The 13,408-nt window shown below is 69.6% G+C and carries 12 protein-coding genes; 7 read left to right on the forward strand and 5 right to left on the reverse strand.

Translation table 11 applies throughout. The features are described 5' to 3' along the window. Together htpX and ACSG06_RS00240 are read right to left on the reverse strand one after the other, a co-directional pair. Positions 1-876, reverse strand: coding sequence for a zinc metalloprotease HtpX (htpX, locus tag ACSG06_RS00235; RefSeq protein ID WP_440988250.1), 876 nt, complete (start codon positions 874-876; stop codon positions 1-3). A 48-nt stretch (positions 877-924) separates the two neighbouring features. Next, positions 925-1,299 (reverse strand): hypothetical protein, encoded by a 375-nt coding sequence (locus ACSG06_RS00240; protein ID WP_440988251.1) that lies wholly within the window; start codon positions 1,297-1,299, stop codon positions 925-927. A gap of 115 nt (positions 1,300-1,414) precedes the next feature. Here ACSG06_RS00240 and ACSG06_RS00245 point away from each other — a divergent pair, with 115 nt between their 5' ends. The 3 genes from ACSG06_RS00245 (at position 1,415) to ACSG06_RS00255 (ending at position 4,036) form a co-directional block, all read left to right on the forward strand. Continuing rightward, entirely contained in the window at positions 1,415-2,548 is a 1,134-nt protein-coding gene (locus ACSG06_RS00245; RefSeq protein WP_440988252.1) for a 60S ribosomal export protein NMD3, read from the forward strand. Position 2,549: 1 nt separating this feature from the next. Further along, the gene (locus ACSG06_RS00250) at positions 2,550-3,689 is read left to right on the forward strand and encodes a class I SAM-dependent methyltransferase (protein WP_440988253.1); all 1,140 of its coding nucleotides are present in this window, start codon (positions 2,550-2,552) and stop codon (positions 3,687-3,689) included. Between the two features lie 65 nt (positions 3,690-3,754). Then, positions 3,755-4,036 (forward strand): hypothetical protein, encoded by a 282-nt coding sequence (locus ACSG06_RS00255; RefSeq protein ID WP_440988254.1) that lies wholly within the window; start codon positions 3,755-3,757, stop codon positions 4,034-4,036. 172 nt (positions 4,037-4,208) lie between these two features. On the opposite strand, the gene ACSG06_RS00260 is transcribed toward ACSG06_RS00255, so the two are convergent. The 3 genes from ACSG06_RS00260 to ACSG06_RS00270 all read right to left on the reverse strand — a co-directional run bounded on the left by ACSG06_RS00260 (position 4,209) and on the right by ACSG06_RS00270 (position 9,179). Then, positions 4,209-6,053, reverse strand: coding sequence for a helicase C-terminal domain-containing protein (locus tag ACSG06_RS00260; protein ID WP_440988255.1), 1,845 nt, complete (start codon positions 6,051-6,053; stop codon positions 4,209-4,211). A gap of 862 nt (positions 6,054-6,915) precedes the next feature. Further along, positions 6,916-8,118 (reverse strand): HD domain-containing protein, encoded by a 1,203-nt coding sequence (locus ACSG06_RS00265; RefSeq protein ID WP_440988256.1) that lies wholly within the window; start codon positions 8,116-8,118, stop codon positions 6,916-6,918. Positions 8,119-8,195: 77 nt separating this feature from the next. Then, on the reverse strand, positions 8,196-9,179 hold the full coding sequence (locus ACSG06_RS00270; RefSeq protein ID WP_440988257.1) for a DUF7979 domain-containing protein: 984 nt from the start codon (positions 9,177-9,179) through the stop codon (positions 8,196-8,198). Between the two features lie 60 nt (positions 9,180-9,239). On the opposite strand from ACSG06_RS00270, the gene ACSG06_RS00275 reads away from it, so the two are divergent. The 4 genes from ACSG06_RS00275 (at position 9,240) to ACSG06_RS00290 (ending at position 13,381) form a co-directional block, all read left to right on the forward strand. Then, positions 9,240-10,010 carry an alpha/beta fold hydrolase gene (locus tag ACSG06_RS00275; protein WP_440988258.1) on the forward strand — a complete coding sequence of 257 codons (771 nt, stop codon included), beginning with the start codon at positions 9,240-9,242 and terminating at the stop codon, positions 10,008-10,010. 388 nt (positions 10,011-10,398) lie between these two features. Continuing rightward, on the forward strand, positions 10,399-11,106 hold the full coding sequence (locus ACSG06_RS00280; protein ID WP_440988259.1) for a type 1 glutamine amidotransferase: 708 nt from the start codon (positions 10,399-10,401) through the stop codon (positions 11,104-11,106). A gap of 84 nt (positions 11,107-11,190) precedes the next feature. Then, a complete protein-coding gene (locus ACSG06_RS00285; protein ID WP_440988260.1) occupies positions 11,191-12,012 on the forward strand; it encodes a DUF8054 domain-containing protein in 822 nt (273 codons plus the stop codon). 205 nt (positions 12,013-12,217) lie between these two features. Beyond that, positions 12,218-13,381, forward strand: a complete 1,164-nt coding sequence (locus tag ACSG06_RS00290; RefSeq protein WP_440988261.1) for an acyl-CoA dehydrogenase family protein — start codon at positions 12,218-12,220, stop codon at positions 13,379-13,381. Positions 13,382-13,408: the final 27 nt, after the last annotated feature.

Genomic DNA, 13,408 nt, shown 5'->3' on the forward strand with positions numbered 1-13,408 from the left:
TCAGGCCGCCTCCATCTCGCGTTCGAGCTCCTGGAGGCGCTCGACGCGGCGCTCGGTCGAGGGGTGGGTGCTGAACAGCCGGCTGATGGTGCTGCCCTTCACCGGCAGGATGAAGAACGCGTTCATCTCGGCCTGCTCGCGCATGTCCTCCTTCGGGACCTGGTCCATCCGGCCGGAGATGCTGACCAGCGCCGAGGCCAGCGCGGAGGGCTTGCCGGTGATGACCGCCGCGCCGCGGTCGGCGGCGAACTCGCGGTAGCGCGACAGCGCCCGGATGAGCAGGTAGGAGATGATCCAGACGAGCAGCGAGACGCCGATGGCGACGAACACGCCGCCGTTGTTCCGGTTGCGACCGCCGCCGAACCAGAAGCCCATGCGGAACACGAGGAAGGCGATGGTGGAGAGGAACGACGCGACCGTCATCACCATCACGTCCCGGTTCTTCACGTGGGCGAGCTCGTGGGCGATGACGCCCTCCAGCTCGTCGCGGTCGAGCGTCTGCATGAGCCCGGTCGTCACGGCGACGGCCGAGTGCTTCTGCGAGCGGCCGGTCGCGAACGCGTTCGGGACTCGCGAGTCGACGACCGCGACCTTCGGAACGGGGACGTTGGCCTGCTGGGAGAGCCGACGCACCGTCGCGTGGAGTTCGGGGTACTCGTCCTCGGTCACCTCCTTCGCGCCCATGCTCCACAGCGTGAGCTTGTCGCTGAAGAACCACTGCGCGCCGGAGAACAGCGCGAAGACGAGGATGATACCGGTGAACCCGAAGCCGAGATACACCGACAGCGCCCCGATGAAGACGAGATACACCGCCGTCAACAGGAACATCGTGACGAACATGCGGAGCCGGAGCCCCCAGTCCGCTTTCCATTGCATATTCGCAGGAAGGAGTCGAGCGGTCTAAAGTTCGTCGCCGGCCGGTGGTCAGCCGAACGTCGACACGACGGCGAGGAAGGCGGCCGAGAACAGCCCGATGCCGAGACAGAGCGCACCCAGCCGTAGCCGTCTCGGCAACCCGCTCGTGCTGGCCTGGAACAGTGAGGGGTCGGTCATGTCGAAGCCGCCCGCCACGCCGGCCTCGATGGTCTCGGTGCCGCTGTTGCTCGTCGAGAAGCTGACCGCACCGAGGCTGGTGCCGACGGCCGCCGACACGAGGGCGACGTACGGGAGCATCGCGGTGACGTCGCCGCCGTTGGCCGTGACGAGGGCGGCCGCCCCCCCGAGCAGGAGGGCGGTGCAGAGGGCGCCACCGACGAGGGTGTACCTGACGAACAGGGGGACGAGTCGTTTCAGGCCCATGTCGCCGAGTAGCGCCCCGTCCGAAATTAATCTTTTCCTGACCAATCATCTGTGTGCCAGTTGTCTGCTCGCCGAATCCTGCGCTTTATACGGCAGAACGGCCTACGAGTCGGCCATGACCGACCAGCGCTCGTTCTGTCCCCGTTGCGGGGAGGCGATGTCCGACGCGGCCGCCAGCGACCCGCTGGGCAAATCCGACGTGGGCGTCTGCGACGACTGCTACTTCGACCAGTTCGAGCTCGTCGACGCGCCCGACCGCATCGAGGTGCGCGTCTGTGCCACCTGCGGGGCCGTGTTCCGCGGCCGTCGCTGGGTCGACGTGGGCGCCGAGGACTACACCGACGTGGCCATCGAGGAGGTCTCGGAGGCGCTCGCGGTCCACGTCGACGCCGAGGACGTCTCCTGGCAGGTCCAGCCGGAGCAGGTGGACCAGAACACCATCCGGATGCACTGCCTGTTCTCGGGCATCGTCCGCGGGCAGTACCGGGAGGCAGAGGTCACCGTACCCGTCCGCATCGCCCGGCAGACGTGTACCCGCTGTGGGCGCATCGCCGGCGACTACTACGCCTCCATCGTGCAGGTCAGGGCGCTGGACCGGACGCCCGACAGCGAGGAGATAGAGCGCTCGAAGGAGATCGCGAACATGGTCGTCGACCGCATGGAGGCGACGGGCGACCGGAACGCCTTCGTCACGGAGATGGGCGAGACGGACGACGGGCTCGACGTGAAGGTCTCGACGAACAACATCGGCAAGCAGATCGCCGCGAAGGTGGTCGAGGAGTTCGGCGGGGCCTGGACCGACCACGAGACGCTCGTCACCGAGGACGAGGACGGCAACGAGGTGTACCGGGTCACCTACGCCGTCCGCCTCCCGCCGTACCGCCCCGGCGACATCATCGAACTCGACGACGAGGACGACGACGACGGCCCGGTGCTCGTCAGCAGCGCCCGGGGTAACCTGAAGGGCGTACGCGTGACGACGGGCGAGCGCTACGAGGCCAGCTACGAGGAGGGCGACGCGCCGGACGCCCGCAAGCTCGGCACCGTCGAGGACGGCGTCGAGACCTCGCTCGTGACGGTCGAGGACGATCACTCCGTGCAGGTGCTCGACCCGGAGACGTACCAGGCGAAGACCATCGCCCGGCCGGACTACTTCGAGGCCGACGGCGACACCGTCCGCGTGCTCAAGAGCCGGGCCGGACTGCACGTCCTCCCGCCCGACGAGGACGACGAGGACGACTGGTGGTGAGATGACCGACGGCGAGCCGCGCGACGACGGACGCGACGTCGACGCGGAGACACCGGACCGTCTCCCCGAGGTCGCCGACGCGACCGCCGACGGCCCGCTCGCGGCCGTCGTCGAACAGGACCGCGCCGAGATCGCCATCGCGAGTCTGCGCGACGAGGACGTCTACGACGACGACCGCCGGGTGAAGCCGGTCCCCGACGCGGCGCTGGTCGCGCTCCCCGTGACCGCACCGCCGACCGAGACGGACGTCCGACGGGTCGTCCGCCAGACCGACCCCGAGCCGCGTGCGCCCGACCTCGCGACGCTCCTGCGCGAGCGCGGCTGGGACGACGAACGGGTGGCGCGCGCGCCGTCGTCGTGGGCCGTCGTCGGCACCGTGGTACTCGTCTCGCTCGCGGGCCTCGACGAGGAGGAGGAGCAGGTCGTGGGCGAGGCGCTGCTCGAACTCCACGGCGAGGCCGACACCGTCTGTGCCCGCGAGGGCGTCGACGGCGAGTTCCGCGAGCCGAACGTCCGGGTCGTCGCCGGCCTCGGCGACACCGAGACGGTCCACGTCGAACACGGCACCAGCTACGGACTCGACCTCTCCACGGTGATGTTCTCGCCGGGCAACCAGGCCGAGCGCGTCCGCATGGGCGAGGTCACCGGCGATGACGAGCGCGTGCTCGACATGTTCGCCGGCATCGGCTACTTCGCGCTCCCGATGGCCCGCGCCGGGGCGGGCGTCACTGCAGTCGAAAAGAACCCCGACGCGTTCCGCTACCTCGGCGAGAACGCCGCCAACAACGCCGTCCTCGACCGGATGGAGCTCGTCCTCGGAGACTGCCGCGACGTCGAGACGACGGCCGACCGCGTGGTGATGGGCTACTACGACGCGGTCGAGCCGGCACCCGACGGCGACGGCGCCGACGGCACCGACGGGCGGAGCTACCTCGACGCCGCCTTCGACGCCATCGTTTCGGGTGGAACCCTCCACGTCCACGCGACCGAACCCGCGGACGACCCGTGGAGCCACCCCGTCGCCCGGCTGGAGGCGGTCGCGGCGGCGCACGGCCGTGACCTGACGGTGCTTGACCGCCGCGAGGTCAAGAGCCACAGCGAGGGGGTCAGCCACGTCGTCCTCGACGTGCGGGTCGACTGAACGCCGTTCGAGGGGTCGTTCCGAACCAGAAGGGACTTTACCGGTCGCGAGAGCCACTGCCGGGTATGCCTTCCACACGAGACGCGGACCTGCGCTGGCTGCTCGGTGAGCTGCCCTGGATACTGCTCGGTGTCGTGCTGGTGCTGAGCGCGACGTGGTTCGTCGGCGCCGTCACCGGTCTCCTCATCGATATCTTCGAGGCCGTGTTCATCCGCGGGCTCGGCCTCCCGCTGTCCTACGAGTTCATGGGCTGGCTCTACGACCTCGCCGGTCTGGCGACGGCGGTCGTCCGCTGGGGCGGCCTGTTCGCGCTCGGGGCGTACGTCGTCCGGCGCGCGTCGGTCTGAGGCCGAGGGGTTGAAGCCCACGGAGGCAGAATACGGGGGTATGCCCGAGTTCAACCGCCAGCAGATCATCGCGCTCTTCTTCGTCGCGCTGATGCTGCTCTCGTCGGTCGTCGGCGTCCTCGCGGCGTTCTGAGCCGCGCGCCGACCGTCCGGTCAGCCGTCGAGACCCCCGTCAGCCGTCGGTGTCCCACACGTCGGCCATCGGTGACTTCGACGACCCCGACCGACCGCGCCGGCTGCTACGCGACCGGCTGTAACCGCTCTCGCCACCGCTTCCATCGGAACCGCCCTCGCGACCACTGCCGCCACCGCTCCCACCGCTCCCGCGCTGGTACCGCCGTCCGGCGGCGCTGCCCTCGTCCATGCCCGCGAGCGCGGCGTCCGGGTCGAAGGTGGGGAGGTCGGGCGCCGAGAGGCGGGTGACCTGCTCGGCGAACCACGGCGGCGTGTCGGTCCGCGCGCGGTCGAACAGGTCGACGAGGCTCGAATCCGCGAGGTAGGTGTGGCCCCAGTCGTCGGGCGCGCGGACGACCCGACCGCAGGCCTGGATGACCGTCCGCAGGGCCGAGCGGTAGTACCACGCCCACTGGCCCTGTTCGAGCCGGTGCGCGACGCGGGAGTCGCCGGTGTTGAGGAACGGGGCCTTGCAGAGCACCTGCCAGCGGCAGAGGTCGCCTTTCAGGTCCAGCGCCTCCTCCATCTTCACCGAGAGGAACACCTCGGGCTCGTCGGTGGCCTTCCAGCTGTCCAGCTCGCCGTCGCGGTCGTCGCGGGAGTGGGTCCGGACCCGCGCGCCGACGCCGAAATCCCGGAGCAGGTCGGCGAGGCGCTCCTGGATGCCGTAGGAGTGGCAGTGCACCAGCCCCTTCTCGTCGGGATGGTGCTGCATGACTCGCGTGACGACCCTCCCGACCTTCGGCAGCGTCTCGTCCCGGTGCTCGTAGGTCATCTTCCCCTGCGTCACGTCGTACAGCGGCCGGTTCTCCACGGGGAACGTGTGCTCGACGTCGACGAGTGCGGTGCGCTCCGGCGGGAGCCCGACCTGCCGGCAGAACGCGTCCTTGTTCAGGATGGTGGCGGAGAGCAGTGCGAAGCGGTTCCCCCGGTCCCAGACGGTGTGCTGCAGGTACTTCTCGGGGTTCATCGGCTTGATGGTCAGTGGGCCGCCCTCGCCCTCCTCGCCGCCGGGGTCCTGGTCGACCAGCCACTCCGTCGCGCTCTCCGGGTCGCGGTAGTCGCTGACGAACCAGTCAAGCTCGCCGATGCGCTCCTGCAGCCGGTCCCGGCGCGACACCTCGGCGGCCGACAGCTCAGGCTTCCCGATGAGCTCGTCCTTCCGCCGTCTGAGGGTGCCGAGCAGCGCGTCCGCGTAGTCGACGGCCCTGTCCAGCGAGTCCACCTCCGGAACTCGCAACTCGTCCCAGTTCGGCAGCGTCTGCGGGCTCAGCTCGATGGTCGCGTACATCTCCGCCCACTCCGCCAGCCCGTGCGCCTCGTCGACGACCACGACGTCCCGCGTCCGGAACACCTCCGAACCGGCAGTCTGCATGAAGTACGCCAGCGTCATCGCCGCGATCTCGCGGTTCGACGCGATGGCCCGGTCCGAGAAGTAGGGACAGCGATGCCGGACCGAGCAGTCGTAGCCCGACTCGCGGACACACGGTGCCCGGTTGACGGGTGTGTCCCGCTCCCCGGGCAGGATGCAGTTGTAGTTCGACTTCCCCCGGATGACGTTCAGGTCGTCGAGCAGGGAGTCGGCGGCCACGTCGTCAAGCTGTGACACCTGCGGCGTCGTGTAGTACGCGCCGCTCGCGTCGCTCGGCGCGACCTCGTCCACCTTCTCCGCACAGCCCGCGATCGCCCTCGCGAGCAGGGACTTCCCGCTCCCCGTCGGCGCGCGGATGAGCACGACCTCGTTGCCCGCGTCGAACGCCGCCTGGATGTCTCTCAGCGCCTGTTCCTGGGCGCCGCGGTAGGAGGGCGCGGGGAACTCCTCGAAGATTCGCGACGGGTCCACTCTGTCAATCTGGTGTACTGCGGACGGTGTAAAGTCTCCGAATGAGGCTAGTACGTTTCCCGTGTCACGTTGTCGGGTGTCACTTCGTGAGGCGGCAGGCGCGACGACAACAGCCAGAAAGCCCCTGCCTGCTCGACTCCCGGGACCACGACTGCGCTCCTCGTACCTCGCGCGAGCGTTGGCGAACGGCCTGGCGAGACTCCTCCGTCGTCTCGCTGCCCTCCGCTCGCACGCTCGCGGAGACCTCGCTGCGCTCGGCACGTTCGCCAGGGTGAGAGCGAGCTCTCACTGGCCATCGGAATCGCAAGCGATTCCGAGACAGCCGCGCGCCACGGTGGAAGGTTCACAACTATTGTATGCCATGAATGGCCCGACGACGACGCCGTCACCAGCCACACGGCCAAGACACCCCGCGCCGGCAGGCGCGTGGGTGTCGAGGGGGAGGGCTGGCGCGGTGCGGTCGCGGGGGGTGGGACTGAAAGGGGCGAGGCTGTCGGCGAAGGCAGGCGACGCAAGGACCGCAGCGCAGCGAGGACCGTAGCGAGCCTCCCGAGCAGACAGCCTCGGGGCTTTCTGGCTGTTAGCGGTTCCAGAGGGTCACACGACTGCTGGAGCGTTCTGGGTGTTGATGGTCCACAGGAGTCCGGTCGGTGCGCCAGCAGTCACGTCCCGGCCGAAGCGACACACAGACCAAGCTATCGTCGGTCGGTTTCGCGCCACCAAAAGGATATGATAGTGGCGTATCCCAGTCCCCACTCGGTCCCGGCCGAGCAGGGCATCGATCAGGAGGCAACGACTGATCCGATCTGGGGGGTCGTAACCCCGTATACGATTCCGAGACGAACCATTGTAAACGTATTGGCTAAACGAAGGCTTCGCGGTCGCCGGAGGGGCGCGTACCGGACGCGGGGAGGTCGAGTGTCTCGAGGGCGGCCTCGCGCACCGACTCGACGTGCTCCTCGGGGGCGTAGACGCCGAGGCGCCACTGGACGGTGCTGGCGGCCTGGAGGCCCTGCACCAGCGGCGAGGCGTCCTGCAGGAGGCGGACCTCGCCGTTGACGACGACGCGGGTCGAGGACTCCGGCATGGCGGGGCGGCCGGGCACGTCCAGCAGGACGGCGCGCTCGGGGACGCCGGCGGCCTCGGCGATGGCGCGTTCGGCCGCGCGCTCTTCGTCGTGCCCCGAGTCGACGATGCGGTCGGGGACGTCCGCGAGCTCCGCCCAGACGGCGCGCTTGTAGAGGTCGCGCTCGGCGAGGCGGGCGGCGGCTTCGGCGGTGGGGTCGTGGTCGCGCAGCGCGGCGAGCAGCTCGTCGTCGGTCATCCGGGCGAAGCGCTCGGCGTCGAGGTCGGTGCCGTCGAGCAGGCGCTCGCAGGCGCTCTCCAGCATCTCGCCGGCGATGCGGGGGACGTGGTGGCGGTAGACGGTGGCGTTCATCAGCGCCCGGGCGACCAGCATCGACTCGGCGGTGGCGAGGTTGCCCTCCGCGAGCGCGAGGTCGCCGTCGATGAAGGTGAGCGCGCGGAGCAGGCGCGCCTGGTCGATGGTGCCGTAGGGCACGCCGGAGTGGTGGGCGTCGCGGACGAGGTAGTCCATGCGGTCGACGTCGAGCTCGCCGGAGACGAGCTGGCCGAGCTTGCCCTGGCCGTCGATGAGGTCGGCGACGACCGACGTGGAGAGGCCGTGCGACTCGAGCACGTCGGCGAGCTCGGTCTCGGCGAGCAGGTCGTGCACCTCGTCGTGGTGCCGGCCGAGCCGGCGCTCGATGATGCCCTCGGTCTGGTGCCCGTACGGGCCGTGGCCCACGTCGTGGAGGACCGCGGCGGCCTGGACCGCCTCGGCGCGCCCGCCGTCGACGTCGAGGTGGCGGCAGGCGCGGCGGGCGAGGTGGTAGACGCCCAGCGAGTGCTCGAAGCGGGTGTGGTTCGCGGAGGGATAGACGAGACGCACCGTCGAGAGCTGCTTGATGTGGCGGAGTCGCTGCATCGCCGCCGTGTCGAGCAGGTCGGCGACCACGCCCGACACCTCGATGTAGTCGTGGACGCTGTCCTTGATCGCGTGCATTGTCGGAACCTCGCAGTGGCGTGGCAAAAGAAGCCCGGAACGGTCGAGGGGGCGGTGCGTGATGGTCGCCAACCCGGTCAGCGCGCGGCCGTCGTGGTGCCGTCCTCGTCTTCGTCGGTCGTCCGGTACGGCGGACCCGGGGTGCGGTCCGCGCGGTCGTTGTCGTCCACCTCGGTCCAGTACGTGGTGCCATCGTAGCGGAGGACGTACCACCGGTTCGCGTGCGACCGGTGGACCGGCTCGTGGGCGCTGATGTGCTCGATCAGGTCGGCGAAGCCGTCCGACAGTTCCCGCTCCTCGCCGTAGCCCTCCTCGATGGCGGTGTCGACCATCTCGCGCTGCTCCTCGGAGAGGTCGCTCGCGGCGAGGGTGAACACGTGCTCGTCGACGACACGCTCGACGTACGTCGCCACGTCGGGCGCGAGAGGTTCGAGCTCGTAGCGGAACCGGCCGTTCTCGACGGTCCGTGGCCCCCCGTACTCGACGAGGAAGACGTGGCCGTCGTACCTGACCGCGTCGTACTCCTGTTCGGGGACGAACACGGAGTCGGCGTCGTCGGGGTAGTCGTGTCGGACGAACGCCGCCATCGCGCTGCCGTCCCGGGCCAGCGAGCCGGGGTCGGCCGACTCGAACATCGCCCGGTCGACCTGCGGGAGGTCGCCGTAGTCGACGACCCGCGCGTCATCGTCGACCGCGACGGTCGTGTTGTCGCCGCGGCCGGTGTAGGTCACGTCGAACGTCTCCAGTGTTCGGCGCTCGACGCCGATCCGCGTGGTACGGACGGCGACGACGCGCCCGTCGTGGCGCAGGACCCGCCCGTCGGCGATGTACGGGCCGTTCCGATCGGTGCTCGTCCGGACGTACGAGCCGTCCTCGTGCGCGCGACGAACGACGGTCTGGGCCCCGGGGGAGAGTTCGTTGGCGGGCCGAACCAGTCGCTCCTCGATGTCAGATTCGGGGAGCGCTACCAGCCGGAGGTCGACGCGGGGAGGGCGGCTGCAGCCGGCGAGGGCGACGGCGACGGCACCGCCGGCCGCCGCGAGGAACTGACGGCGTTGCATCACGTCGTATCGTCGTCACCATCCGTGAATACTTTCCGGTGGCGACCGCTCCCCACAGCCATGCCGACCACGACGCGCGACGGGACGACGCTGCAGTACCGGACCGACGGCGAGGGAGAGACGGTGGCGTTCGTCCCCGACATCGGCGTCGGGCCGTGGTTCTGGGGCTGGCAGCACGCCGGCCTCGCCGGGCCGTTCGAGACGCTGACGTGGGCGATGCGGGGGACCGACGGCTCCGACCCGCCGGCGGGACCGCTGTCGGTGGCGACGCTGGCGAACGACCTGGACGCCGTGCTCGCGGACCACGGTACCGACTCGGTCCACCTCGTCGGCAGCGGCCTCGGTGCGATGGTCGCGCTGCACTACGCGCGCAACTCGGGTCGCGTCCGGAAACTCGCCCTGCTCGCCGGCACGGCCACCGGCGACGCATACGACCCGGCCCCGCTGTTCGCCGACCCGGCCGACCCCGATGCCTGCCGGGAGACGCTCTCGATGGCGCTCTCCGCCGAGTTCCGTGCCGCACAGCCCGACGTACTCGACGGCATCGCGGAGTGGCGCGCTGGCGAGGACGCCGACGAGGAGTCGTGGGAGTCCCAGCGAGCCGCGCTCGACGGCTTCGACGCCGGCCCGCTGTACGAGATCGACCACCCGACGCTGGTCGTCGTGCCCGGCGCGGACGAGCTGCTCGACCCCGCGGCCGGCCGTCGGCTCGCGGAGGACCTGCCGCGTGGCGAGACCGTGGCCTACCCGGATGCAGGTCACTTCGTCGGAATCGAACGGTCACGCCCGGTCAACGACGCCCTCCTGGGCTTTCTCGAGCACGAGGACTGACTGGCGGGCGGTGAAGGGTGGTGGGGGAAGGATGGAGGGCTGACATGGCACGGTCAGCACGGGCGGGGGTCGGGCGGTGGACTGTGACAGGGGTGGGGCCTGTCGTGGCAGGTGTGGATTGGTGGGGTTGGTCGGTCGTCTGTCGCGCGGTGCGATGGGTTGGGATGAGTGCGATGCGGTCGTGGGTTTCGACGCGTCGCGGGCGACGGCACGGTCCGTCCGTCGGCCCGTGGTGGGGTGCTCCGACACGTCGACCGCAACTGTGACTTGGTGATGGTCGGCAGTAGTGGTGCGTCCTACAGAGTTAGGCGAGCTCGAAGCGTCGCCGACGACGGCAGGATTCGCCGGGGCGCAACGCCCATTAGGGCCGGTACCCTGCGTTCCGAGCATGAGCCGACTCCGCATCGCGCTGTTGAACGCCGCTCACGACGGAGCGGACACCCGACGGAACTTCCGTCGAGAGCTGGACGCCGACGTGGCCGAGTTCTCCGTCACCGACGGCGAGTTGCCCGAGACGTTCGACTACGACGCCGTGGTCGTCACCGGTTCGCGCTCGTCGGTGTACTGGGAGGAGCCGTGGATCCGAGCCGCACGCGAGTACGCCCGCGAGGCCGCCGGGCGCGGCCTGCCGTGTCTGGGGGTCTGCTGGGGCCATCAGCTGCTCGCGGAGGCACTCGGCGGCGAGGTCGACGCCATGGGCGAGTACGAGATCGGCTACCGCGAGGTCGAGCGCGTCGGGGAGGACCCCCTGCTCGACGGTCTCTCGGACCGATTCACCGTGTTCACCACCCACTCCGACGCGGTGGTCGAGCTCCCCGAGGGTGCCAAGGAGATCGCCGCCAACGAGTACGGCAACCACGGCTTCCGGAAGGGGCACGTCTTCGGCGTGCAGTTCCACCCCGAGTACGACCCCGAGACCGCCCGCACCGTCACCCAGGGGAAGGACGAGCTGAGCGACGAACGCAGGGAGCGGGTCGTCGACGGCATCACCGACGAGAACTACGCGAAAGCGTGTGAGGCGAAGGCCCTGTTCGACAACTTCTGCCGGTACGCCGTCGCGGTCCGCGACGAGCAGCCCACCACGGCGAGCGACTGAGCTGTCGCCCCCGCGAAACCGCCCGGCCGGAGGGTGCCCCTTCGGAAACGAATATAACCATCGGTGCCGTTCCTGCAAGCAAGTATGAACGTCCTCTCCAGAGTCCGGGAACCGGAGTACACGGGCGAGAACCGCTGCTGGCCCTGTACGACGGTGAACGCGATCATCGCACTCGTGCTGGCCAGCGTCGTCGACGTCGCGCTCCTCACCCTCGCGAACGCCGGCACGGCGGTTGCCGGCGGCGCCGCCCTCGCCGTCCTCCTCGTCTCCGCGGCGAGCATCTGGCTCCGGGGCTACCTCGTGCCCGGCACCCCGACGCTCACCAAGCGCTACATGCCCGAGTCCGTCCTCCGCCTGTTCGGCAAGGCGCCCGAGCACCCGATGCCGAAAGCCGGCGACACCCGCGAGGTCGACCCCGAGACGTACCTCTCCGACGCCGGCGCCATCGAGCCCTGCGACGACATCGACGACGTCTGCCTCACCGAGGCGTTCGCCGAGCGCTGGGACGCCGAGCTGGCCGCCATCGACGAGCCGGGTCCCGAGGACGTCCGCACCGTCTTCGGCCTCGGCGACGGCGAGTACGACCTCGACTTCCGCGAGGCGGCCGTCATCCTCGAACGCGACGGCCAGCGCGCGGGCGAGTGGCCCTCACGGACCGCGTTGCGGGTCGACATCGCCGGCGGCCACGCGCTCGCCGCCCTCGACCGCGACGCCTGGGCGGACCTCGACCCCATCGCGCGTGGTCGAGTGCTCAACGGCCTCCGCGTCTTCCTCGAGGAGTGTCCCGACGGCGGCCCCGTCGAGATGAAAGAGGAGACCGTCGAGTCCTGCTGCAACGCCTACGACGTGGTGGCGCTGACGTGTGCCGACAGCGGCGAGCGCGTGCTCGAACAGCGCGTTTCGTGACTGAGTGGTTCTGGTGTTCCTGTTGGCTGTTGTTTCCCGGCTGTAGCTGCAGTGGCTGGTCCGACGTCGTCACCAGCAGCAGATGATACAACATCTGTGAACTCTCGGCGGGTGCACCGACGGACCCGACTCGTGGGCGGACCAGTCAGACAGGCGCAAGGCAACATTTAGGAGTATTTTTCAGCACGTGGCCCCGACCAACTGTATGCTCGACTTCGTCGGCCTCGAATCCGACCTCGGCGACGAGGAGCGGCTCATCCGCGATACCGCCCGTGAGTTCGTCGAGGACCGCGTCAGACCCGATATCGCCGACCACTACGAAGCGGGGACGTTCCCCACCGAGCTCATCACGGAGATGGGCGAGATGGGCTTCTACGCCCCGAACCTGGACGGTTACGACCTGCCGAACGTCTCCGAGACGGCGTACGGCCTGCTGATGCAGGAACTGGAGGCGTGTGACTCCGGCCTGCGTTCGATGGCCAGCGTGCAGGGCGCGCTCGTCATGTACCCCATCCACGCCTTCGGCAGCGAGGAACAGAAGGAGGAGTGGCTGCCGGACATGGGCCGCGGCGAGAAGATCGGCTGCTTCGGCCTCACCGAGCCCGAACACGGCTCGAACCCCTCGGGGATGGAGACCCGCGCCGAAGCGGCCGACGGCGGCTACGTCCTCAACGGCTCGAAGACGTGGATCACGAACGCGCCCATCGCCGACGTTGCGGTCGTCTGGGCGCGGGACAAGACCGCCGACGGCAATCCGGTGCGCGGCTTCCTCGTGGAGACCGACCGCGACGGCTTCTCGGTGAACAAGATCACGGAGAAGCTCTCGCTTCGGGCCTCCATCACGGGCGAGTTCGGCCTGAACGACGTGTTCGTGCCCGAGGAGAACGTCCTGCCCGGCGTAGAGGGCATGAAGGGGCCGCTCTCCTGTCTCACGCAGGCCCGCTACGGCATCGCCTGGGGCGCGGTCGGCGCGGCGCGTGACTGCTTCGAGGTCGCCCGCGAGTACGCGACCGACCGCGAGCAGTTCGACAAGCCCATCGCCAGCTTCCAGCTGCAACAGGAGAAGCTCGCGGAGATGGCCACCCAGATCACGACGAGCCAGCTGCTCGCCCACCGGCTCGCCGAGCTCAAAGAGCGCGGCGACCTCCGCCCGCAGCACGTCTCGATGGCCAAGCGCAACAACGTCCGGATGGCCCGCGACCAGGCCCGCGTCGCCCGCGAGATGCTCGGCGGCAACGGCATCACCTCGGACTACTCGCCGATGCGCCACATGGCGAACATGGAGACGGTGTACACCTACGAGGGTACCCACGACATCCACACGCTCATCCTCGGGCAGGACCTGACCGGGATTGCAGCCTTTGAATAGATAGGGTCGGGCCCCCGGCACCAACCA

The sequence above is a fragment of the Haloarchaeobius baliensis genome, from assembly GCF_052060055.1.
GTDB lineage: Archaea > Halobacteriota > Halobacteria > Halobacteriales > Natrialbaceae > Haloarchaeobius > Haloarchaeobius baliensis.

What these genes read in the sequence shown, in the direction of transcription:
- htpX (WP_440988250.1), bottom strand. Translation starts at nt 876, where the DNA reads ATGCAATGGAAAGCGGACTGGGGGCTCCGGCTCCGCATGTTCGTCACG.
- ACSG06_RS00240 (WP_440988251.1), bottom strand. Translation starts at nt 1,299, where the DNA reads ATGGGCCTGAAACGACTCGTCCCCCTGTTCGTCAGGTACACCCTCGTC.
- ACSG06_RS00245 (WP_440988252.1), top strand. Translation starts at nt 1,415, where the DNA reads ATGACCGACCAGCGCTCGTTCTGTCCCCGTTGCGGGGAGGCGATGTCC.
- ACSG06_RS00250 (WP_440988253.1), top strand. Translation starts at nt 2,550, where the DNA reads ATGACCGACGGCGAGCCGCGCGACGACGGACGCGACGTCGACGCGGAG.
- ACSG06_RS00255 (WP_440988254.1), top strand. Translation starts at nt 3,755, where the DNA reads ATGCCTTCCACACGAGACGCGGACCTGCGCTGGCTGCTCGGTGAGCTG.
- ACSG06_RS00265 (WP_440988256.1), bottom strand. Translation starts at nt 8,118, where the DNA reads ATGCACGCGATCAAGGACAGCGTCCACGACTACATCGAGGTGTCGGGC.
- ACSG06_RS00270 (WP_440988257.1), bottom strand. Translation starts at nt 9,179, where the DNA reads ATGCAACGCCGTCAGTTCCTCGCGGCGGCCGGCGGTGCCGTCGCCGTC.
- ACSG06_RS00275 (WP_440988258.1), top strand. Translation starts at nt 9,240, where the DNA reads ATGCCGACCACGACGCGCGACGGGACGACGCTGCAGTACCGGACCGAC.
- ACSG06_RS00280 (WP_440988259.1), top strand. Translation starts at nt 10,399, where the DNA reads ATGAGCCGACTCCGCATCGCGCTGTTGAACGCCGCTCACGACGGAGCG.
- ACSG06_RS00285 (WP_440988260.1), top strand. Translation starts at nt 11,191, where the DNA reads ATGAACGTCCTCTCCAGAGTCCGGGAACCGGAGTACACGGGCGAGAAC.
- ACSG06_RS00290 (WP_440988261.1), top strand. Translation starts at nt 12,218, where the DNA reads ATGCTCGACTTCGTCGGCCTCGAATCCGACCTCGGCGACGAGGAGCGG.